The sequence below is a fragment of the Paractinoplanes ferrugineus genome (assembly GCF_016862195.1).
Taxonomy (GTDB): domain Bacteria; phylum Actinomycetota; class Actinomycetes; order Mycobacteriales; family Micromonosporaceae; genus Actinoplanes; species Actinoplanes ferrugineus.
Genome location: NZ_BOMM01000054.1, coordinates 31,964 through 51,952, shown reverse-complemented (window position 1 = coordinate 51,952; position 19,989 = coordinate 31,964). Strand labels below are relative to the sequence as shown.

General features: G+C 73.5%; 14 protein-coding genes. 11 read left to right on the top strand and 3 right to left on the bottom strand.

The genetic code is table 11. The features are described 5' to 3' along the window. On the bottom strand, positions 1–810 hold the full coding sequence (locus Afe05nite_RS30840; protein ID WP_203820768.1) for an SDR family NAD(P)-dependent oxidoreductase: 810 nt from the start codon (positions 808–810) through the stop codon (positions 1–3). 39 nt (positions 811–849) lie between these two features. Between Afe05nite_RS30840 and Afe05nite_RS30835 the strand changes: the two genes are divergently transcribed. The 11 genes from Afe05nite_RS30835 (at position 850) to Afe05nite_RS30785 (ending at position 16,111) form a co-directional block, all read left to right on the top strand. Then, on the top strand, positions 850–2,796 hold the full coding sequence (locus Afe05nite_RS30835; RefSeq protein WP_203820767.1) for an APC family permease: 1,947 nt from the start codon (positions 850–852) through the stop codon (positions 2,794–2,796). Between the two features lie 442 nt (positions 2,797–3,238). Continuing rightward, positions 3,239–3,739, top strand: a complete 501-nt coding sequence (locus tag Afe05nite_RS30830; RefSeq protein WP_203820766.1) for an SAV_6107 family HEPN domain-containing protein — start codon at positions 3,239–3,241, stop codon at positions 3,737–3,739. A 118-nt stretch (positions 3,740–3,857) separates the two neighbouring features. Beyond that, entirely contained in the window at positions 3,858–4,697 is an 840-nt protein-coding gene (gene imuA' / locus Afe05nite_RS30825) for a DnaE2-dependent mutagenesis accessory factor ImuA' (RefSeq protein WP_438869177.1), read from the top strand. A 1-nt stretch (position 4,698) separates the two neighbouring features. Continuing rightward, a complete protein-coding gene (locus tag Afe05nite_RS30820; RefSeq protein ID WP_203820765.1) occupies positions 4,699–6,705 on the top strand; it encodes a Y-family DNA polymerase in 2,007 nt (668 codons plus the stop codon). Positions 6,706–6,859: 154 nt separating this feature from the next. Beyond that, positions 6,860–10,258, top strand: coding sequence for an error-prone DNA polymerase (locus Afe05nite_RS30815; protein WP_203820764.1), 3,399 nt, complete (start codon positions 6,860–6,862; stop codon positions 10,256–10,258). A gap of 49 nt (positions 10,259–10,307) precedes the next feature. Then, positions 10,308–10,688, top strand: a complete 381-nt coding sequence (locus Afe05nite_RS30810) for an SSI family serine proteinase inhibitor (protein ID WP_203820763.1) — start codon at positions 10,308–10,310, stop codon at positions 10,686–10,688. A gap of 50 nt (positions 10,689–10,738) precedes the next feature. Continuing rightward, positions 10,739–11,491, top strand: a complete 753-nt coding sequence (locus Afe05nite_RS30805) for a methyltransferase domain-containing protein (RefSeq protein ID WP_203820762.1) — start codon at positions 10,739–10,741, stop codon at positions 11,489–11,491. Continuing rightward, positions 11,488–12,618, top strand: coding sequence for an alkaline phosphatase family protein (locus Afe05nite_RS30800; protein WP_239118310.1), 1,131 nt, complete (start codon positions 11,488–11,490; stop codon positions 12,616–12,618). Before Afe05nite_RS30805 ends, Afe05nite_RS30800 begins: the two co-directional genes overlap by 4 nt. A 47-nt stretch (positions 12,619–12,665) precedes the next feature. Next, positions 12,666–13,961 carry a DNA polymerase IV gene (gene dinB / locus Afe05nite_RS30795; protein WP_203820761.1) on the top strand — a complete coding sequence of 432 codons (1,296 nt, stop codon included), beginning with the start codon at positions 12,666–12,668 and terminating at the stop codon, positions 13,959–13,961. 96 nt (positions 13,962–14,057) lie between these two features. Continuing rightward, positions 14,058–14,444 (top strand): SCO2097 family morphological protein, encoded by a 387-nt coding sequence (locus Afe05nite_RS30790; RefSeq protein WP_203820760.1) that lies wholly within the window; start codon positions 14,058–14,060, stop codon positions 14,442–14,444. Between the two features lie 1,166 nt (positions 14,445–15,610). Next, on the top strand, positions 15,611–16,111 hold the full coding sequence (locus Afe05nite_RS30785) for a DUF402 domain-containing protein (RefSeq protein ID WP_203820759.1): 501 nt from the start codon (positions 15,611–15,613) through the stop codon (positions 16,109–16,111). Positions 16,112–16,243: 132 nt separating this feature from the next. On the opposite strand, the gene Afe05nite_RS30780 is transcribed toward Afe05nite_RS30785, so the two are convergent. Together Afe05nite_RS30780 and Afe05nite_RS30775 are read right to left on the bottom strand one after the other, a co-directional pair. After that, positions 16,244–18,694: a transglutaminase TgpA family protein gene (locus Afe05nite_RS30780; protein ID WP_203820758.1), complete on the bottom strand. Its 2,451-nt coding sequence runs from the start codon at positions 18,692–18,694 to the stop codon at positions 16,244–16,246. Continuing rightward, positions 18,691–19,989 (bottom strand): DUF58 domain-containing protein, encoded by a 1,299-nt coding sequence (locus Afe05nite_RS30775; RefSeq protein WP_203820757.1) that lies wholly within the window; start codon positions 19,987–19,989, stop codon positions 18,691–18,693. The genes Afe05nite_RS30780 and Afe05nite_RS30775 overlap by 4 nt, the downstream gene beginning before the upstream one ends.

Here is a 19,989-nt window from a genome sequence, read left to right as displayed (position 1 = left end):
TTATATCCCTACAGCGGCCTCGCTCGCCGCCCATAATCTCGCCGCGGCGGCCGGGTCGGCGGCGTACGAGGCCGGCTTCTTCGGGTCGTGGCCCACGTAGTAGCCGCCGTCGACCAGGCCCTTCGCCGGGATCGTGGCCAGCCGCACGAGCAGCGCGCCGGCCTTCTCCGGGGTCACCAGCAACGGCGCGTACCGGTAGAAGAGCCTGGTCAGGGTGCCGTCGCCGAAGTTGGTGCGGACCACGCCCGGGTGGAACGACACGCTGGTGATGTCCGGCCAGCGGCGGGCCGCCTCCGACGCGAAGAGGATGTTCGCCGACTTGGCCGCGCCGTACGTCTGGAAGCTGCGGTATTTCCCGTTCCCGGCGAAGTTGTCGGGATCCGGTCGCCCGGAGCGGTGCGCGTCCGAGGCGGTGTTCACGATCCGGCCCCCCGCGAGCCGTTCCCGCAGCAGGTTGGTCAGCAGGAACGGGCCGAGGTGGTTGCCCTGGACGGTGGCCTCGTAGCCGTCGGCGGTGCGGCGGTAGTTCGCGATCATGCCGCCCGCGTTGTTGGCCAGCACGTCGATCCTCGGGTACGTCTCGAGCAGGTACGTGGCCAGGTCGCGTACCTGCTGGAACGACTCGAAGTCGGCGCGGAACCGGCCCGGCTCGCGCCCGTTGCCCGCTTGCCGTACCTTCGCGACGGCGGCGGCCAGCCGCTGCGGGTCGCGGCCGACGACGACCACCTGATCGCCCTGCGCGGCCAGTTGCTCCGCCGCGGCCAAACCGACGCCGGAGCTGGCGCCCGTGATTACTACAGTCCGGTCCATTGCTGAATCTTGGCATCTGAACTCACGATCGGGGAGCCGATGAGCACCGAGATCGATGTGCCCGCGGTGGTGGACAGCCCGGTGGCTCCGCGGGCCCCCGGCCACCCCCTGAGTCGCTGGCTGCTCGCCCACCGGGTGCAGCCGGTCGGCCCCGAGGCGCCGCCGACCGACCACGAGCAACCCTGGTGGAAGGTGATGTGCCTGACCGGGGTCGACTACTTCTCCACACTGTCCTACCTGCCGGCCATCGCGGCGCTCGCGGCCGGGGCGCTGTCCCCGCTGGCGACGCTGCTGATCGTGGCGCTGACCCTGTTCGGCATGCTGCCGATGTACCGGCGGGTGGCCCAGGAGAGCCCGCACGGCCAGGGCTCGGTGGCGATGCTCGAACACCTGCTGCCGTTCTGGCGGGGCAAGCTGTTCGTGCTTGTCCTGCTCGGGTTCGTGTGCACCTCGTGGATCATCACGATCACCCTGTCGGCGGCCGACGCGACGGTCCACATGGCGGAGAACCCGGTTCTGCCGGATTTCCTGCACGGTCACGCCGTACTCATCACCGTGATCCTGCTGTTGATCCTGGGCTTCGTCTTTCTGCTCGGCTTCAGCGAGGCCGTCGGGGTGGCGATCCCGCTCGTCGCGATCTTCCTGGTGCTCAACGCGGTGATCACGGTGGTCGGCCTGGTCGACGTCTTCACCACGCCGGACGCGCTGTCCCGCTGGATCGATCAGCTCACCTCGACCGGGAACTTCATCGGACCGTCCATCCTGGCCTTCCCGGCCCTGGTCCTCGGCCTGTCCGGCTTCGAGACCGGGGTCAGCATGATGCCGCTGATCAAGGCGTCCTCGCCGGCCGAGCGCATCCGGAACACCCGCAAGCTGCTCACCACGGCCGCGCTGATCATGAGCGTCTACCTCGTCGCCACCTCCTTCGTCACCACCGTGCTCATCCCGAAGGAGGAGTTCCAGCCGGGCGGCGAGGCGAACGGGCGCGCCCTGGCCTACCTCGCGCATGCCGAGCTCGGCGAGATCTTCGGTACGGCCTACGACATCAGCAGCATCCTGATCCTCTGGTTCGCGGGTGCCTCCGCGATGGCCGGACTGATCAACATCGTGCCGCGCTACCTGCCCGGTTACGGCATGGCGCCGGAGTGGGGCCGGGCCGTCCGGCCCGTCGTGATCGTCTACACCGGGCTCGGCATCGGCATCACCATCGCCTTCCGCGCCGACGTCAACGCCCAGGCCGGGGCCTATGCGACAGGCATCCTGGCGATGATGGTGTCGGGCGCCGTCGCGGTCACGATCTCCGCGTGGCGGGCCGGGCGACGCGGCGCCGCCGGCGGCTTCGCGATCCTCAGCCTCGTCCTTCTGTACGCGCTCGGCGACAACATCATCGAGAAGCCGGACGGGATCGCCATCTCGGCCGTCTTCGTCGGCGGGATCATCCTGGTGTCGCTGATCTCCCGGGTGAGCCGCACCACCGAGCTGCGGGCCGAGCGGATCGAGTTCGACCCCGCCGCCCGGCAGTACATCGCCGACTCCCTCGCCAACGACGGCGAGCTGGACATCGTCGCGAACCGGCGGGAGACCGGCGAGTCGGCGGAGTACACCCACAAGGAGGACGAGCAGCGCCGGATGAACCCGGTGCCCGGCCGCAACGACATCCTCTTCCTCGAGGTCGAGGTGGCCGACCCGTCGCAGTTCAGCGGGGTGCTCGAGGTGCACGGGGCGCAGGTCGGCGGGCACCGGGTGCTGCGCGTGCGCAGTGCCGCCGCGCCGAACGCGATCGCCGCCGTGCTGCTGGCCCTGCGGGACGCCACCGGGGTGCGGCCGCACTGCTACTTCGCCTGGGCCGAGGGCAGCCCGCTCGTCCACCTGTTCCGCTACCTGCTGCTCGGCCGGGGGGACACCGCGCCGGTGGTACGCGAGATCATCCGCAAGACCGAGCCGGACATCGAGCGCCGCCCGGTGATCCACGTCGGCGGTGTCTGACCGCACTCTCCGGCCGGCCTGCGGGCTGATCCCGGCGGGTGCCGAGAGCAGAGGTTGCGTTTTTGTCGTACGCCAGTGCTAGTCTCTTTCTTAGTTAGAACGGATGTTCGAACGGCCGAGCTCGAGAGATCTCGGTCCGGACCTCCGTTCCGGCTCCGGGAGCGGCGTTTCGCGGCGTGGCTCCCGGGTGCGGCACCCGCGAAGTGCCGCACGTGAGGCTCCGGGCATTCGCGGGCCCGGCGCCTTCGAGACAAGGCAGGACCGCCGTCCGTCACCCCCCGACCCCCGGGTGGCGGACGGCGGACCCGCCGGCGAGGTCCGGCCGGGTGTGGTGTGGGGAAGCTTCACATCCGGCCGGTTCGCACGCACGGCTGCTGCGCCTTCCTCCGCAGCGATCGGTTCGACCAGGCACGTCGGATGCGACACGCGAGGAGAACGACCTATGGCGAGCAACAGGGCGCCGGGCCTCATGCAGGTCCCCGGCTTGGCGCACGCGCCGACCTCGGCCGTGCAGGAAGCCCCCACGGTCCCGGCGCACATGCTGCCCAACCGCACCCCGGCCCAGCTGCTGACGATCGCGCGGCAGGGCCTCGACGAGGCGGCGCACACCCGCCCCGACGGCCTCCGTTACGCCGCGGCCCACCTGGCCGCGCTCCGTGCGGCCGCCGCGATCCTCGCCGCCCGGGCCCGCCCCGCGGCGCCCACCCGCCGCAGCCGGGTGACCAGCGTGTGGTCCCTGCTGGTGCTGGTGGCCCCCGAGTTCGGCGACTGGGCGAGCTATTTCGCGCTGGGCGCCGCCAAGCGCGCCGCCGCCGAGGCCGGCATCCCCCGCGTGGTGAGCGCCCGGGAGGCCGACGACCTGTTGCGCGCGGCCGAGCAGTTCGTCACGGTCGTCGAGTCGGCGCTGGGCCTGAGCTACCAGCCCCCGCTGGCTGCCGCCTGACCGCGGCTTCACCGGCTTTCACCGAAACACCCCTGGCGCCGTGCGGCGCTGTCGCCTGCCCGTTTCCCGGGTGGGCCGGAACATCGCGACACGGAGCGGGGCAAGGATGGCGGGACGCATGATCAACGGTGCGGCCGCCCTCGCGGAGCTGATCCGGACAGCGGAGGAGACCGACGAGCCGGGTGTGCACCGGGTGCTGCCGGTGGCGCCCGAGCTGAGCGGTCTGCTGCCCGGTCGCGGGCTGCGCCGGGGCAGCACCGTCTCGGTCTCCACCGGCCGGGCCGCGCCCGGCGGCGGCACCTCCTTGATGCTCGCGCTGCTCGCCGAGGCGTCCCGCGCCGGTTCCTGGTGCGCCGTCGTCGGGGTGCCGGCGCTGGGCGCGCTGGCCGCCCAGGAGAGCGGCATCGTCCTCGACCGACTGGCCCTGGTGCCCAACCCCGGCCCCGACTGGCCCACCGTGGTGGCGGCCCTGATCGACGGGGTCGACGTGGTGGTGACCGCCGTCCCCGGCCCGGTGTCGGCGTCGATCGCCGGCCGCCTGGCCGCCCGGGCCCGCCAGCGGGGCAGCGTGCTGGTGCCGTTCGGCCGGTGGAACGGCGCCGACGTGACCCTGCGCGTGACCGAGGGCCGCTGGGAGGGCCTCGGCGCGGGCCGGGGCCGCCTGCGCCGCCGCGAGGTGACCGTGCTCGCCCGGGGCCGGGGCGCGGCCGCCCGCCCGAAGGAGATCACGATGTGGATGCCGGGCGTGACGATCCGCCCGTTCACCATCCCCCCGCCCCCACCGCCGTCCTCGCTGCCCACCGACTCACCCACCATCCCCGGCCGCTCCTCGGCCGGCGGCTCGCCCACCGCCCCCGACCCCTCGTCGGCCGGCGGTGCGCCCGCCGCGGGCCAGTTCGCCCAGCGCATCCGGGCGGGCCTGTCGGCCTCGCGGACGCGGCTCCGGGCGGCGGTGTGACGTGGGTGAGGTGCGGACCCTGCTGGTGTGGTGCCCGGACTGGCCGGTCACGGCGGCGGAGATCGTCGACGGGATCGAGGCGGCCGGGCCGGTGGTGGTGCTCAAGGAGAACCGGGTGGTCGCCTGCTCGGAGGCGGCGCGGCGGGAGGGCGTGCGGCGGGGGCTGCGGCGCCGGGAGGCGCAGAGCCGGTGCCCCCGGCTGGTCGTCGTCGAGCACGACCCGGGGCGGGACGCGCGGGCCTTCGAAGCCGTCGTCGCCGCGGTCGAGGCGGTCGCGGTCGGGGTCGAGGTGATCCGGCCGGGGGCGTGTGCGCTCGCGGCCCGCGGCCCGGCCCGCTATTTCGGTGGTGAGGAGGCCGCCGCCGAACGGATCGTCGAACAGATCGCCGAGGCCTGTGCGGTGGAGAGCCAGGTGGGGATCGCCGACGGGGTGTTCGCGGCGGGACTCGCCGCCCGCGAGGGACGGGTGCTCGGCCCGGGGGAGACCGCCGCGTTCCTGGCCGGCCTGCCGATCGCCGCGCTCGACCGGCCCGAACTGGTCGACCTGCTCCACCGGCTGGGTGTCAAGACGCTCGGCGACTTCGCGGCCCTGCCGGCGGGGGACGTGCTGACCCGGTTCGGGTTCGACGGGGCGCTCGCCCACCGGCTCGCCGCCGGCCGTGACCACCGGCCCCTGGCGGTCCGGCAACCGCCGCCCGACCTCGACGTGGCCGACACCTACGACGAGCCGCTCGACCGGGTCGACGTGGCCGCGTTCGCCGGCCGCAACCTCGCCGAACGCCTGCACGAACGCCTGGCCGCGCACGGCCTGGCCTGCACCCGGCTGGGCATCGAGGCGGTCACCGCCGACGGCCAGGAGCTGCACCGCGTCTGGCGGCACGACGGCACCCTCACCGCGGCGGCCATCGCCGAACGCGTTCGCTGGCAGCTCGACGGCTGGCTGACCGGCGCCCGCCGCGGCGCACCGGCGCGCCCCACGGCCGGCCTGGTGCGCCTGCGCCTGATCCCCGACGGCGTCCTGGTCCACCTCGGGCTGCAGCCGGGCCTCTGGGGTGACGCGGGCGCCGACCGCGAGCGGGCCCACCGGGCGTTCAGCCGGGTGCAGGGCCTGCTGGGCCCGGCGGCCCTGGTGACACCGGTGCCCTCGGGCGGCCGCTCGGCCGACGACCAGATCCGGCTCATCCCGTGGGGCGACGAACGCACCCCGCACCGCCCCACTGCCCCCTACCGCGATCCCGTCCCGGACGTGCTCACCACCCCGCTGCAGCCCCGCGAGGAAGCCACCCTCTTCCCGTTCCCGGCGCTGCTCCCGGCGCTGCTTCCCGCCGAGCAGCCGGCCGAGACCCGGGCCGAACCCCCGACCGGAGGCACCGTGATCGACCTGGCCTCCCGCCGCCCGCCCGCCGCCCCGGGAAGGACGGGCCTGGCCACCGTCTCCCACCTGCCCACCCCCGGCCGGGAGGAGGCCCCCGAGCCGGCCGGACCCGCCACGGTGCCCGGCCCGTCCGGCCCGTCCGGCCCGTCCGGCGTGCCCGGCCCGTCCGGTATGCCCGGCCCGTCCGGCACCGGTTCGGTCGCCGATGCGGGAACCGGGTCGCTCGCCGCCCCGGACATCAAGCCGGACGTCAAGCCGCGGGCCGGGCGGGGAGTGCGGCCGGGGGCCGGACCGGGGGCCGGGCTGCCGCCGTGGCCGGGGCGGCTGCCGAGGCCCGCGCCGGCGGTGGTGCCGCTGCGGCCGCCGGCCGCGGTGGTGCTCGACGGGAGCGGTACGCCGGTCGGGGTCAGCGCGCGCCTGGAACTGACCGGCGATCCGGCGTCGCTGATGGTGGAACGGGGCGAGCTGATCGAGATCAGTGGCTGGGCCGGGCCGTGGCCGGTGGACGAACGCTGGTGGGCGGCCGGGGAGAGCCGCCGGCACGCACGGTTCCAGGTGTCGCTCGCCGACGGCCGCGCGCTGCTGCTCGCGCTGGCCGGCGGCCACTGGACGGTGGAGGCCATCTATGACTGAGCAGGACAGGCTATGACTGAGCAGGACAGGGCTGGGCACGGCGGGGCTGGGCACGGCGGGGCTGGGCACGGCGGGTCTGGGCACGGCGGGTCTGGGCAGGACAGGGCTGGGCAGGGCAGGGCTGGGCAGGGCAGGGCTGGGCGAGGGGGTCGCGGTGGGCTTTCATAACCCGCGGCAGTCCTGGTCGCAGCTTGCGGAGGCGCTCGCCGGGCGGCCGGTCGAGCCACCGCCGCCGGCGGAGGGCGTTCACCGGATCGGGGAGCAGGCGCGGCAACCGTTCGCGGTGGATCCGCTCGCGGTGGACGCGGACGGCGGTGACTCGCCGGCCTGGAGCCGCAAACGGCAGCCCTACGAGGCGCCGGCGGTGGTACGGGCGAAGGAGACCACCGTCCCGTACGCCGAGCTGCACTGTCACACCAACTTCAGCTTCCTCGACGGGGCCAGTCATCCGGAGGAGCTGGCCGAGGAGGCGGCGCGGCTGGGGCTCACCGGGCTGGCCGTCACCGACCACGACGGGTTCTACGGGGTGGTCCGGTTCGCCGAGGCGGCGGCGAAACTGCGTCTGCCGACCGTCTTCGGGGCGGAGCTGTCGCTGGGGCTGACCAGGCCGCAGAACGGCGAGCCCGACCCGGCCGGGCCGCATCTGCTGGTGCTGGCCCGGGACGCGGCCGGGTATGCCGCGCTGGGCCGGACCATCGGCGAGGGGCAGCTCGCGGGCGGGGAGAAGGGCAAGCCGGACTACGGCTCGGTGGAGCGGATCGCGGCCGCGCTGCGGGGGCACGTGCTGGTGCTCACCGGCTGCCGCAAGGGGATCGTGCCGGGGGCGCTCGCCGCCGGCGGGATCGAGCGGGCCGCCCACGAGCTCGACCGGCTGACCGGCCTGTTCGGCGCGGAGAACGTGGTGGTCGAGCTGACCGATCACGGTCATCCGGACGACGGTGACCGCAACGACGTGCTCTATCAGCTGGCCCGCAGCCGGCGGCTGGGCGCGGTCGCCACCAACAACGTGCACTACGCGGTCCCGGCCCGGCGCCGGCTCGCCACCACGCTCGCCGCGGTCCGGGCCCGGCGCAGCCTCGACGAGATCGACGGCTGGCTGCCCGCGGCCGGCACCGCCCACCTGCGCAGCGGGGCCGAGATGGCCCGGCGGTTCGCGGACTGTCCGGGCGTGGTCGAGCTCGCCGCCGAGCTGGGTGGCGCGCTCGCCTTCGACCTGCAGCTGGTGGCGCCGCAGCTGCCGGCGTTCCCGATCCCCGAGACCGGCCACACCGAGATGAGCTGGCTGCGCGAGCTGACCATGCGCGGCGCCCGGGAACGGTACGGCCGGCCGGAGGAGATGCCGGAGGTCTACGCGAAGATCGAGTACGAGCTCCGGATGATCGAGGACCTCGACTTCCCCGGTTACTTCCTCGTCGTCTACGACATCGTCCGGTTCTGCCGGGAGAAGGACATCTACTGCCAGGGGCGGGGATCGGCGGCGAACTCGGCGGTCTGCTTCGCGCTCTACATCACCAATGTCGACGCCTTCGAGTACGACCTGGTCTTCGAGCGTTTCCTGGCGCCGGAACGGGACGGGCCGCCCGACATCGACGTCGACATCGAGTCGGACCGGCGCGAGGAGGTCATCCAGTACGTCTACGAGAAGCACGGTCGCCGGCACACCGCCCAGGTCGCGAACGTCATCTCCTACCGGCCCCGTTCCGCCGTCCGGGACGTGGCCAAGGCGTTCGCGTTCTCCCCGGGTCAGCAGGACGCGTGGAGCAAGCAGATCGACCGGTGGGGGAGTGTCGCCACCGTCGACGTGCAGGACATCCCGGACCAGGTGGTGGCGTACGCCAACGAGTTGCAGACGTTCCCCCGGCACCTCGGCATCCACTCCGGCGGCATGGTGATCTGCGACCGGCCGGTGAGCGAGGTCTGCCCGGTCGAGTGGGGCCGGATGCCCGGCCGCACCGTGCTCCAGTGGGACAAGGACGACTGCGCCGCGATCAACCTGGTCAAGTTCGACCTGCTGGGCCTGGGCATGCTGTCGGCGCTGCACTACGCGTTCGACATGATCGAGTCCAAGCTGGACTTCACGAACATCCGCCCGTCCGACGAACACGTCTACGCGATGTTGTGCCGGGCCGACTCGGTCGGGGTCTTCCAGGTGGAGAGCCGCGCCCAGATGGCCACGCTGCCCCGCCTCAAACCGCGGGTGTTCTACGACCTGGTCGTCGAGGTGGCACTGATCCGGCCGGGTCCGATCCAGGGCGGTTCGGTGCACCCGTACATCCGGCGCAAGAACGGCCTGGAGAAGTGGGAGATGCCGCACCCGACGATGGCCCGGGCCCTGGAGAAGACCCTCGGGGTGCCGCTCTTCCAGGAGCAGTTGATGCAGCTGGCCATGGATTCGGCCGGGTTCACCCCGGTGGAGGCGGACAAGCTGCGCCGGGCGATGGGCTCGAAACGGTCGGTGCGGCTGATGGAGGAGATGCGCGCCCGGCTCTACGAGGGGATGGCGGAGCGGGGGATCGGCGGCGACCTGGCCGATGACCTGTACGTGAAGTTGTGCGCGTTCGCGAACTACGGCTTCCCGGAGAGCCACGCGATCAGTTTCGCGTACCTCGTCTATGTGAGCGCCTGGCTGAAGCGTTACCACCCGGCCGCGTTCTGCGCGGCGCTGCTCAACGCCCAGCCGATGGGTTTCTACTCGCCGCAGTCGCTGGTCGACGACGCCCGCCGGCACGGGGTGCGGGTGCACCGGCCGGACATCAACCTCAGCGACGCCGCCGCCACCCTCGAGCGGACCCCGGACACCAAGGTGAAGGCGGCCGAGGACGAGCCGCCGCACGCGTGGGGGCTCGGCGGTCCGGTCGTCCGGCAGGGGCTGGCGAGCATTCGCACCATCGGCGCCGAGTTGGCCGCGGCCATCGAGGACGAGCGGCGGACGAACGGTCCCTATCGGAGCATGGCCGACCTCTCCCGGCGTACGGGATGTGGAACCGCGCATCTGGAAGCGCTCGCCACCGCTGACGCCTTCGCCGGATTCGGGCTTTCGCGCCGGGAGGCGCTGTGGGCCGCCGGGGCCGCCGCGCAGGACCGGCCCGACCGGCTGCCGGGCACGGTGACCGGGACCGACGCGCCGACCCTGCCGGGGATGGACGAGGTCGACCGGCTGCGCGCCGACGTGTGGGCGACCGGGTTGTCGCCGGAGACGCATCCGGCGCAGTTCCTGCGGGCCGGGTTCGACCGGCTCGGGGTGCTGCGGATCTCGCAGCTGCCGGCGGTGGTGGCGGGCACCCGGATCCGGGTGGGCGGGATCGTCACGCATCGGCAGCGGCCGGCGACCGCGGGCGGGGTGACGTTCGTGAACCTCGAGGACGAGACCGGGATGTTGAACGTGACCTGCTCGCCGGGGTTGTGGCAGCGCTACCGGCGGGTGGCGCGGACCAGTTCGGCGCTCGTCGTGCGCGGGCGCCTCGAGAAGGCCGAGGGGGTGCTCAACCTGGTCGCGGACCGGCTCGAGGCGGCCACCCCGCCGGTCACCCCGGCATCCCGCGACTTCCGGTAACCGGTCGGTATTCTCCGCTTTCGTACCTTTCGACAGTGGAGTAGTCACCATGATCAGCACCATCGCCGGTCTCGCGGCGTCGGCCGTCGTTCTCGTCGTGCCGGGCCCGCGGGATCATCCGGGCGGGTACGCGAGCACGAGGCTGACGCTCAGCTACACCGCCGAGGCCGGCTTCGCGGACGTCGTCAAGCTCGAATGCGACCCGCCCGCCGGCGGCCACCCGCACCCCGGGCTCGCCTGCGCGGAGCTGGCGCGGGTGGCCGGGCGGCCGGACCGGATCGCGCCGGGGCACCACGCCTGCTTCCTGATCTACCAGCCGGTCACCGCCGAGATCGCCGGACAGTGGCGCGGCACCGCGCTCACGTGGAGTCACAAGTTCGGCAACATGTGTGAGATGCGGCGGGCGACCGGAGACCTCTTCGACTTCTGACCCGGCGGGCGTTGCCGGTGCCCGGTGGTGCGGGCCGATACGCTGCCCGGGTGGAAACCGCATCGACCCGCACCACCCGGCCGCTCGTCACCGCCCGCACCGCCGCCGTCTGGGCGGTCCTGCGCCGTGAGCTCGAGCGACACGACGGACGCGAGCTGACCGTCGTCGACGTCGGCGGCGGAACGGGCGGGTTCGCCGTGCCGCTCGCCCAGTCCGGCCACCGCGTCACCGTGGTCGACGCCAGCCCCGACGCGCTCGCCGCGCTCACCCGGCGGGCCGCCGACGCCGGGGTGGCCGAGCGGGTGCGCGCCGTGCAGGGCGACGGCGACGCGCTCGCCGGTCTCGTCGAGCCCGGCAGCGCCGACCTGATCCTCTGCCACTCGGTGCTCGAGGTCGTCGACCAGCCGGCCGACGTCATCGCCGCGGTCACGGCGGCGCTGCGCCCCGGCGGCGCGGTGAGCGTACTGGTCGCGAGCCGGGCGGCGGCCGTGCTCGGCCGGGCCGTCAACGGGCATCTGCGGTCGGCGTTCGCGCTGGCCGACGACCCGGAGGGGCATGCCGGGGCACGCGACACGCTGCGCCGCCGCTACGACGCGGAGACCGCCGGGGCGCTCCTGCGCTCGGTGGGGCTCGAGGTGGAGGAGACCCATGGCGTACGCGTCCTGACCGATCTCCTGCCGGCCTCGGTCGTCGAGGAGGACCCGCAGGCGCTGCTCGACCTCGAGCTGGCGCTGGCGGCCCGGCCCCCGTTCCGCGACATCGCCTCCCAGCTGCACCTCTTCGCCCGCCGCCCGCGGTCGTGACCGCCGCCGCGGGGCTCGGTACGGTCCGCCCCGCATATGGGTCGGGCAGCCTCGCCGAGCTCATGCCGAGCGTCGCGGCGGTGCTGGGCGTGCCGGGCACGACCGACTCCCTCGCCCTCGGCCTGGACGACGTCGACCGGGTCGCGGTGCTGCTGGTGGACGGCCTCGGGGCCGCTCAGGTCCCGGTCGCGGCGACCTGGGCGCCGATCCTGAACGATCTCGGCACCCGCACGCTGACCGCCGGTTTCCCGTCGACCACCCCGGTCAGCCTGGTCACGGTGGGCACCGGAGCGCCGCCGGGCGCGCACGGGGTGCTCGGCTTCACCGTGCGGCAGCCCGGCGGGGCGATCCTCAACCACATCCAGTGGGCCGGCGAGCCCGATCCGTTCGGCTGGCAGCCGGTGCCGACGATCTTCGAGCGGTCGGTCGCGGCGGGCGTGCCGGTCACGGTCGTCAACCGCCCGGAGTACGACGGGAGCGGCCTGAGCGTCGCCGCGTACCGGGGTGCGAGGTACGCGGGTGCGGCCGACGCCGCCGAGCTGGCCGCCGGGATGCTCGCGGCGTTGTCGGCCGGCCCCGGCATCGTCTACGGATACCACCCGGAACTCGACAAGGCCGGACACGTCGCGGGCGTCGACTCGGAGCCGTGGCGGGCCGCTGCCGCCGAACTGGACGTGCTGCTCGACCGGCTCGTGCACGGCCTGCCACCCCGGTCGGCGCTGCTGGTCGTGGCCGATCACGGCCAGCTGAACATCCCGCTCGAGGGCCGTCTCGACCTGGCCGACCGCCCCGAGCTGTCGGCGGGCGTGACGGCGGTGGCGGGCGAGCCAAGGGTGCGCTACCTCTATGCGGAGCCCGGCGCCCAGGCCGACGTGATCGCCGCCTGGAAGGGCGTCTACGGCGACTCCGCGTACGTGCTGGGCCGCGCCGAAGCGGTCGCCGAAGGCTGGTTCGGCCCGGTGCCGGCCGGGCACCTGGACCGCATCGGTGAGATCGTGGTGGTCTGCCGGGACCACGCGCTGGCCCTGGCCACCGGCTGGGAGCCGGAGATCGTCGGCAGGCTGGTCGGCTACCACGGTGCCCTGACCGCCGTCGAGATGACCGTCCCCCTGCTGATCGCCCGCTGACCGTCCGTCCCCGGTTTTTGTCAGGGGGTACGGCTAGGGTCGCCGACGTGGGACGTAGCCAGGTGGTGCCCCGGGGGCGTGACCCGCGTTTCGGGCCGGATGCCGATGACACGGGTTGCACGATCCTGCACGTCGACATGGACGCGTTCTTCGCGTCGGTGGCCGTCCGGGCCCGGCCCGAGCTGCGCGGCAAACCGGTGGTCGTGGGCGGCGTCGGGCCGCGCGGAGTGGTCAGCTCGGCCAGCTACGAGGCCCGCCGCTTCGGGGTGCGCAGCGCCATGCCCACCGCCCGCGCCCGCTCGCTGTGCCCCGATGCGATCTTCCTGCCGGTCGAGGGGCCGGCCATCGCGGAGGCGTCCCGGGCCGTCATGGCGATCTTCCGCGACATGACGCCGCTGGTCGAGCCGCTCTCCTCGGACGAGGCGTTCCTCGACGTCGCGGGCGCCCAGCGGCTGCTCGGCCGGCCCGCCGAGATCGCCCGCAAGATCCGCGAGCGGATGCACGCCGAGCAGCGGCTGACCTGTTCGGTGGGGGTGGCGCCGACCAAGTTCGTGGCGAAACTCGGCTCGACCCGGGCCAAGCCCGACGGCATGGTCGTGGTGCCGGCCACCATGGTGCTCGAGTTCCTGCACCCGCTGCCGGTCGACGCGCTGTGGGGCGTGGGGGAGCGGGCCGCCGAGACGCTGCGCCGGCTCGGCCTGACCACCGTCGGCGAGCTGGCCAACGCGCCCTACGGCATGCTCCGCCGGGCCGTCGGCGAGGCCGCCGCCGCCCACCTGCACGAGCTGTCCTGGGGCCGCGACCCCCGCCGGGTCACCCCGGAGCACGTGGAGAAGTCGATCGGCGCCGAGATGACCTTCGACGTCGACGTGGCCGACCCGGCCGTGCTCCGCCGCAGCATGCTCGCCCTCTCCGACAAGGTCGGCGCCCGCCTCCGCGCGGCCGGTCAGGTGGGCCGCACGGTGTCGATCAAGGTGCGCCTGGCCGACTTCCGCACCGTCAATCGATCTCGCACGGTGCCCACGAGCACCGATGTGGCCCGCGAGATCTTCGAAATTTCCTGGACACTTTTCGAAGCCCTGGCCACGACCGACCACATCCGCCTCATCGGCGTGCGAGTCGAGGGCCTCACCGAGGCCGCCACCACATCGCGGCAGCTCAGCCTGGGGGAGCCCGAGCGCGGATGGCGCGAGGCGGAGGCCGCGGCCGACGCCATCGCCGCCCGATTCGGCCGCGCAAGAGTCGGTCCAGCCAGTCTTTTGGGACGAACCGATCCGCGCCGCTCCGAAAATCACCCCCAGCGGACGGTCGTCCCGCTTTCCGAGCCGCCAACCCCCTCGTAGACTTGCTCGGTAAGGCAGCCGACGGCTGTCCCGCGCCACCTACCTGTTTCACCCCGACTCCCGCAGGGGTCGGGCATGCGCCCGGGGAGGAATGCCGTGCCGCTCTCGGAGCACGAGCAGCGGCTGTTCGATCAGATCGAGCGGTCGCTTGCCGAGGACCCCAAGTTCGCCTCGGCTGTGCGGGCCAGCGACCCGCGTTTCCACGCACGGCGCCGAATCCTCGTCGCCGCCTTCGCGATCATCCTTGGTCTCGCTGTTCTCGTCTACGGGGCTGTGAGCAAGAGCCCGCTCCTCGGTGTGGCCGGTTTCGTGGTCATGCTGGGCTCGGCCGCCTTCGCGATGCAGTCCCGTCGCAAGGGCAACGCTCCCGACCTGCACGCCGTGGGCGGCACAGCAAGCCGCCGCGCCCGGCAGACGCGCAAGGCGGGCTTCCTCGATCGTCTCGAGGACCGTTGGCGCCAGCGCCCGGAGGGTCACCGCTGACCCAGGCGCGCTCACCGACCTGAGCGCGCCCCACACCTGAAATCGCCGGCGCCCGCACCCAGGCCCGGCGACCGGCAGATGGCGGCCCCGGGCCGCCATCGCCGTTTCTCGATACCCCGCGCCCCCACCCCGCCCCGAACACCACCGCTACCGCCCGCCGCTCGTGGTCGCCCCGCCGCTCGTGGCCGGCCCGCCGCTCGTGGCCGGCCCGCCGTTTCTGGTCGCGCCGCCGATCCTGGTCGCCCCGCCGATCCTGGTCGCGCCGCCGTTCCGGCCGTGCCCGCCGATCTTGGGCCGTATGCGCCGATCTTGGTCGCGCCGCCGTTTTCCCCGGCCGTAACCGCTGATCTTGGCTGTAGCCGCTGCTCCGGCCGGGCGCGCGGCTGCCCCACCGGACCGCGACCGCGCCGCGTGCTCGGACGCCGAACAGACCGGAACCGCGACCGCGACCTCGAACAGGACCGATAGCGGGACTGTCGCAAGAGCCGCGAGTGCGACCGGGACCGCCGCCACGACCGCGCGCGACCGGGCCGCGACTGCGACCGGTGCCGCCACGGCCGCTACTGCGAACGGGACCGCCGCCACCGTCGCGCGCGACCGGGTCGCGACCCGAGACCGCCATCGCCACCCTCGTGGCCGCCGGCTCGTGGGTCATCGCCACGTGGTGGGTCACCTCGCCGCCTTGCGTGGCGGGGTCGTCTTGCGTGATGGGGCCGCTTTGGGTGACTGGGCCGCTTTGCGCGGCGGAGCCCTCTCGCATGATGGGGCCGCCTCGCGCGGCTGGGCCTGCGCCCGCGATCGGCTGCGCCTGCGATCGGCTGCGCCTGCGATCGGCTGCGCCTGCGATCGGCTGTGCCCGCGATCGGCTGGGGCGTGCGACTGGCTGTACCCCGCGGCTGGGCTGCGCCCGTGACCGGACCGCACCTGCCCGCTTCGGACCTGGCGCGATTTTCAAGGCTATATGCCCGCTTTTATTACTCAGGGCTGTCTCTGGGGTGATTGCGGCTTCCGGTCCTGGGTGGGTCCGGCGCCTTTGTGACTCGCCGCGTTTTTCGTTCCGTTTGTGCGCTGGGCCAGGGCGATCCGGTGAGGGACGGGCGGTCCACTGTCGGGGTGATGCGGGGGAGACTGGACAGCGCATCTGACGGAGCGGGGGTCGCGCGGTGATGGAGTTGCGGTTCACGAAGTGGGGCGGCAAACGGCATTGGCGGTTTCTGGCCGAGCCGCTGGGCAGTGATGGGTTCGGCTGGTGGTACGGGTGCCCGCGGGGCACGTCGATGCGCCGGGGCTTCGAGGAGCCGGTGGTGGCGGACTACGACTTCATCGTGCTGGTGCCGGCTGACGGGGCCTTCGTGGCGTCGTTCAACGGGCCATCACATCCAAATCTATCGATGTATGTCGATGTGACCAGTGTGCCGGTGCGCGAGGAGGGCGTGGTCGAAGCGGTCGATCTCGACCTTGACGTGGTGCGGCTGTGGGACGGCAGTGTGCGGCTGCTGGACGAGGACGAGTTCGAGGAGCATCAGGTGCTCTACGGCTATCCGGCGGAGGTGATCGATCAGGCCCGCGCCACGGCGGACGAGTTGCTCGACCGGATCGGCTGGCGCCAGGAGCCGTTCGGGGCGGTGGGTGACGCCTGGCTGGCCCGGTTCCTCGACGCCCGCTGACGCGGAGCGAGTCCGCTGAAGCGGGCGGATGCCGCCGGCGGCCGGGGCGGGGCGGGGCGGGGCGGGCGCAGTCGGGCAGGGAAAGGACGAACGCCACCCCCGGGTGCGGGGGTGGCGTTCGGTGGGTGTGGGTCAGCGGCTTCGGGGGAGCAAGCGGCGTGGGCTGAAGCGGGACAGGGTGTCTCGCAAGCGGCCGGAGCGGGTCACCAGGCGGGTCGAGCCCTCGGCGAGGCCGAGGCGCCAGCGCAGGAGCACCGACGGGGGCAGCAGGACCGCCTGGATGCGGGTGCGGCGGCCGGCCGAGTGGGCCAGGCCCCTGCGGACCCGGTTCAGGGCCACGGTCAGCTCGCCGCCCTGCAGCGGTTGGCGGGCGTACCGTGCCCGCTCCTCCGCGGTGCCGAGCAGCGTGGCCGCGGTGGCCGGCTCCTCGAGCAGGGTGGCGTCGCTGATCAGCCGTTGCGCGGTGATCCGGGGTGTCTCGGTCGGGTCGACCGGGATCCGGAAGTCGATCATCGTGTCGAGCAGTTCTTCCCAGGCGGCGTGGGCGTCCTCGCGGGCGCGGGCGGCCTCGGGGGTCACCACGATGTCGAGCGGGCCGCCGCCCGCCCCGCCGGTGGCCGAGACGACCTTCGGGGCCTTGAGGGCGGTGGCGGCGTGCCGATGGCGGCGCAGCAGCACCCGGCGCAGCGCCGGGATCAGCAACAACGCGATCAGCAGGGCGATGAGGCCGACGATCCACAGGGCGGTGGACGACGTCTTGTCGGTCGCGGTGTCGAAACCACCGGTCGCGGCCGGGTTGTTGCCGCCCCGGTCGGCCTCGTCGGCACCGGCGGCCGCCGCCGAGGAACCCGCACCGGGCGCCGTCGTGGCCGTCGACGACGAGGCCGTCGGGACCGGGGCGTCGATGTCCGGCGCGTAGTCGGAGCGGGCCGCGCCGAGTACGTTCGCCGCCGGGGTGGCGTCGAACGGGATCCAGCCGAAGCCCTGGAAGTAGACCTCGGTCCAGGCGTGCGCGTTGCGGTTGGTGATCGACCACGAGCCGTTGTCGGGGGTGCCGCGGGTGAAGCCGAACGCCACCCGCGCCGGGATCCCGGCGGCCCGCGCCATCCAGGCGAGCGCGGCGGCGTACTGCTGGCAGTAGCCGACCTTGGTACGCAGGAAGGCGGCGATGTCGGACGCGTTGCCCACCGACTGGGTGGACAGGCTGTAGCTGAAGCCGTTGTCCTTGGAGAAGTAGTCGTAGAGCGCGCGCATCTTGTCGTACTCGGTGGTCTTGCCCTTGACCAGGCCGTCCACCAGCGCGTTGACCTCGTCGTCGGGCGGGGTGTTGGTGAACTGCGTACGCACCGGGTTGTCCTTGCCGAGCGGGTCGGCCGTGCGCAGCTCGGTGGGCGTGTAGGACGCCCGTACGTAATCGAAGTCGTATTTCTTGCCCTTTGTCGTGTTGCGGCCGGAGAAGATCACCTGCTGGTTGGGGTCGAAGGACCAGCCGCTGCCGAGGTCGCTGATGCGCACCGTGTTGGAGTACATCGGCAGCATGTTCTGCCGCAGCGCGTCGGTGACCTCGATCTGGGCGCGGTACTGCTGGAAGTCGCCGCCCGCGGTGCCGCCGCGCGGGTCGGGCAGGCCGCGGTTGACCGAGTTGCCGGCCGGCGTGCGGTTGCCGAAACCCTGGGCGGTGAGCTGATCGGCCACCCCGAAGCGCAGGTAGAACGGCTGCTTCTCGGTGGTGGTCAGCTTGAGCAGCTGCTCCGTGTCGCTCTGCTGGAGCTTGCCGGACAGCGAGGCGAACAGGTTGATGCGGCCCCCGCCGCCGCTGCCCCCGGCGCCCTGGCCCAGCCCGCTGCCGCTCTGGGTGATCTGGGACAGCAGGCCGCCGCTGACGGTCGGCACGATGAGCGGCAGCAGCACCGCCGCGGCCACCCCGACCACCCCGAGCCGGCGACCGGCCGCGGCGAGCGGGGACGGCTCCCAGACGTCGACGTCGCGGCCGTCGCCGGTGAAGCGGCGGCCGAACCGGCGGACCCGGTCGACGTTGTCGGAGACCAGCAGCCACATGAAGCCGATCGAGCCGATGATGAACGGCAGCACCGGGACGCTGTCGACGTAGACCGCCACCGGCACCGAGTAGATCGCCAGCATCGGCAGGCCGGCCAGCGCCGGGCGGCGGGCGACCACGGTCAGCATGTCGACCACGATCGCCACCGAGCCGACGCCGAGCACCGTGATGAACAGCAGGCCGTCACGGTCGGGCACCGGTACGCCGTAGGACCGGGCGTCCTGCCCGGCCTGCTGGAACAGCTCGGCGAAGTGGGTGAACGTGGCCGGCTGCGGGATCAGGACCTCGTGCCCGCTGGGGAACATCCAGGTCAGCACGAGCAGCAGGACCACGACCTGGACGACCGCCTGGGCCCACACCGGGAAGCGCAGCGTGCGCGACAGCAGGGCGGCCCCGGCGACCAGGCCGACGGCCAGGATGCAGCGCAGCAGCCAGTTCCACGAGTCGAAGATGGACGAGATCGGTGCGGCCGCGAGCAGCGTGGCCCCGGCCGCGATGACCCCGAGGCGCCGGCGCCCGGTCATCGGATCACCCCGCCGACGGTCTCGGCCATGGCGGCCCGCCAGGCGAACCCGCTGGATCCGCGGGCCGCGGCCGGCCACAGGTCGGGCAGGGTCGAGCCGTGCGTGACCGGCACCGACCGCCAGCCGGCGTGCACCAGGGCAAGGGCCGCGGCCGCGTGCTCGCGGTCGGACTCCTGTCGCTCGCCGGGTGCCATCGCCACCCAGGTGGTGCTGTCGATGGCGAAGCCGATGCAGGTGGCGCCGTTGCCCCGCAGACCGGTCAGCAGCTCGGCCTCGGCCACGGTCAGCGCGCCGAAGATGCCGATGACCAGGCCGCCGTCGGAGCGGCGGCGGACCTGCTCGACGAGCACCGAGATGTCGCCGCTCTGGGAGAGCTTGACGTCGGCGAGGGTGTCGAGGATGGCGCCCTCACCGGCGGTCTCGGCGGCGTCGATGTCGATGCCGGAGCCGGTGACCAGGCGCAACTTGTAACCGGCGTGCCGCAGGTGCATGGCGATGCTGGCGGTGGCCGACACCGCCCACTCGAAGCTGGCCGTCGGGCCCTCGCCGCGGTGGGCGTAGACCCGGGTGTCGAGCACCACGGTGGCCCGGCTCTCCCAGGGCTGCTCCTCGCGGCGCACCATCAGCTCACCGGTGCGGGCCGTCGAGCGCCAGTGCACCCGGCGCAGGTCGTCGCCGCGGCGGTACTCGCGGGTCGCCGCGTCGTCCTCGCCGTGCACCGCGACCGAGCGGGCGCGGCTGTCGCCGGTTCCGGCGTACTCACCCGCGAGGCGCACCGTGGGCAGCGCGACCACCTGCGGGATGACGGTGAGCCGGTCGACGCTCGGGAAGGAGCGGGTCAGCTCGCACAGGCCGAACGGGTCGGTCAGCCGGATCACCAGCGGGCCGATCGGGTAGCGGCCCCGCACGTCGGCCCGCACCGTGTAGGCGACGGAGCTGGCCTGGTGGGCGCCGAGCCGTTCCAGGACGACGCGGGGGCGGCTGCCCAGCGCGTACGGCAGCTTGTCCTCGAGCAGCAGGGTGCCGGTGGGCAGCCGGGACATGTTCTGCAGGCGCAGGACGACCCGGGCGCTGGACCCGACCGGGGCGCGGCCGGGCTCGAGCGAGCGGGTGCAGGCCAGCTTGTAGCGGCTGCGCCCGACGTACGCCGCGGCGAGCAGCGGCAGGGCCGCCAGCAGCACCGCCACCCGCAGCAGGTCGCGCTCGCCCAGGACGATCGCCGAGATGCCCGCCGCGGCCGCCGCGGCGAGGAAGGATCGGCCGCGCGTGGTGAGTCCCCGCAGGGCCTCTCGCAT

Coding starts and splice junctions, on each gene's coding strand:
- Afe05nite_RS30840 (WP_203820768.1), bottom strand. CDS start 810: ATGGACCGGACTGTAGTAATCACGGGCGCCAGCTCCGGCGTCGGTTTG.
- Afe05nite_RS30835 (WP_203820767.1), top strand. CDS start 850: ATGAGCACCGAGATCGATGTGCCCGCGGTGGTGGACAGCCCGGTGGCT.
- Afe05nite_RS30830 (WP_203820766.1), top strand. CDS start 3,239: ATGGCGAGCAACAGGGCGCCGGGCCTCATGCAGGTCCCCGGCTTGGCG.
- imuA' (WP_438869177.1), top strand. CDS start 3,858: ATGATCAACGGTGCGGCCGCCCTCGCGGAGCTGATCCGGACAGCGGAG.
- Afe05nite_RS30810 (WP_203820763.1), top strand. CDS start 10,308: ATGATCAGCACCATCGCCGGTCTCGCGGCGTCGGCCGTCGTTCTCGTC.
- Afe05nite_RS30785 (WP_203820759.1), top strand. CDS start 15,611: ATGGAGTTGCGGTTCACGAAGTGGGGCGGCAAACGGCATTGGCGGTTT.
- Afe05nite_RS30780 (WP_203820758.1), bottom strand. CDS start 18,694: ATGACCGGGCGCCGGCGCCTCGGGGTCATCGCGGCCGGGGCCACGCTG.
- Afe05nite_RS30775 (WP_203820757.1), bottom strand. CDS start 19,989: ATGCGAGAGGCCCTGCGGGGACTCACCACGCGCGGCCGATCCTTCCTC.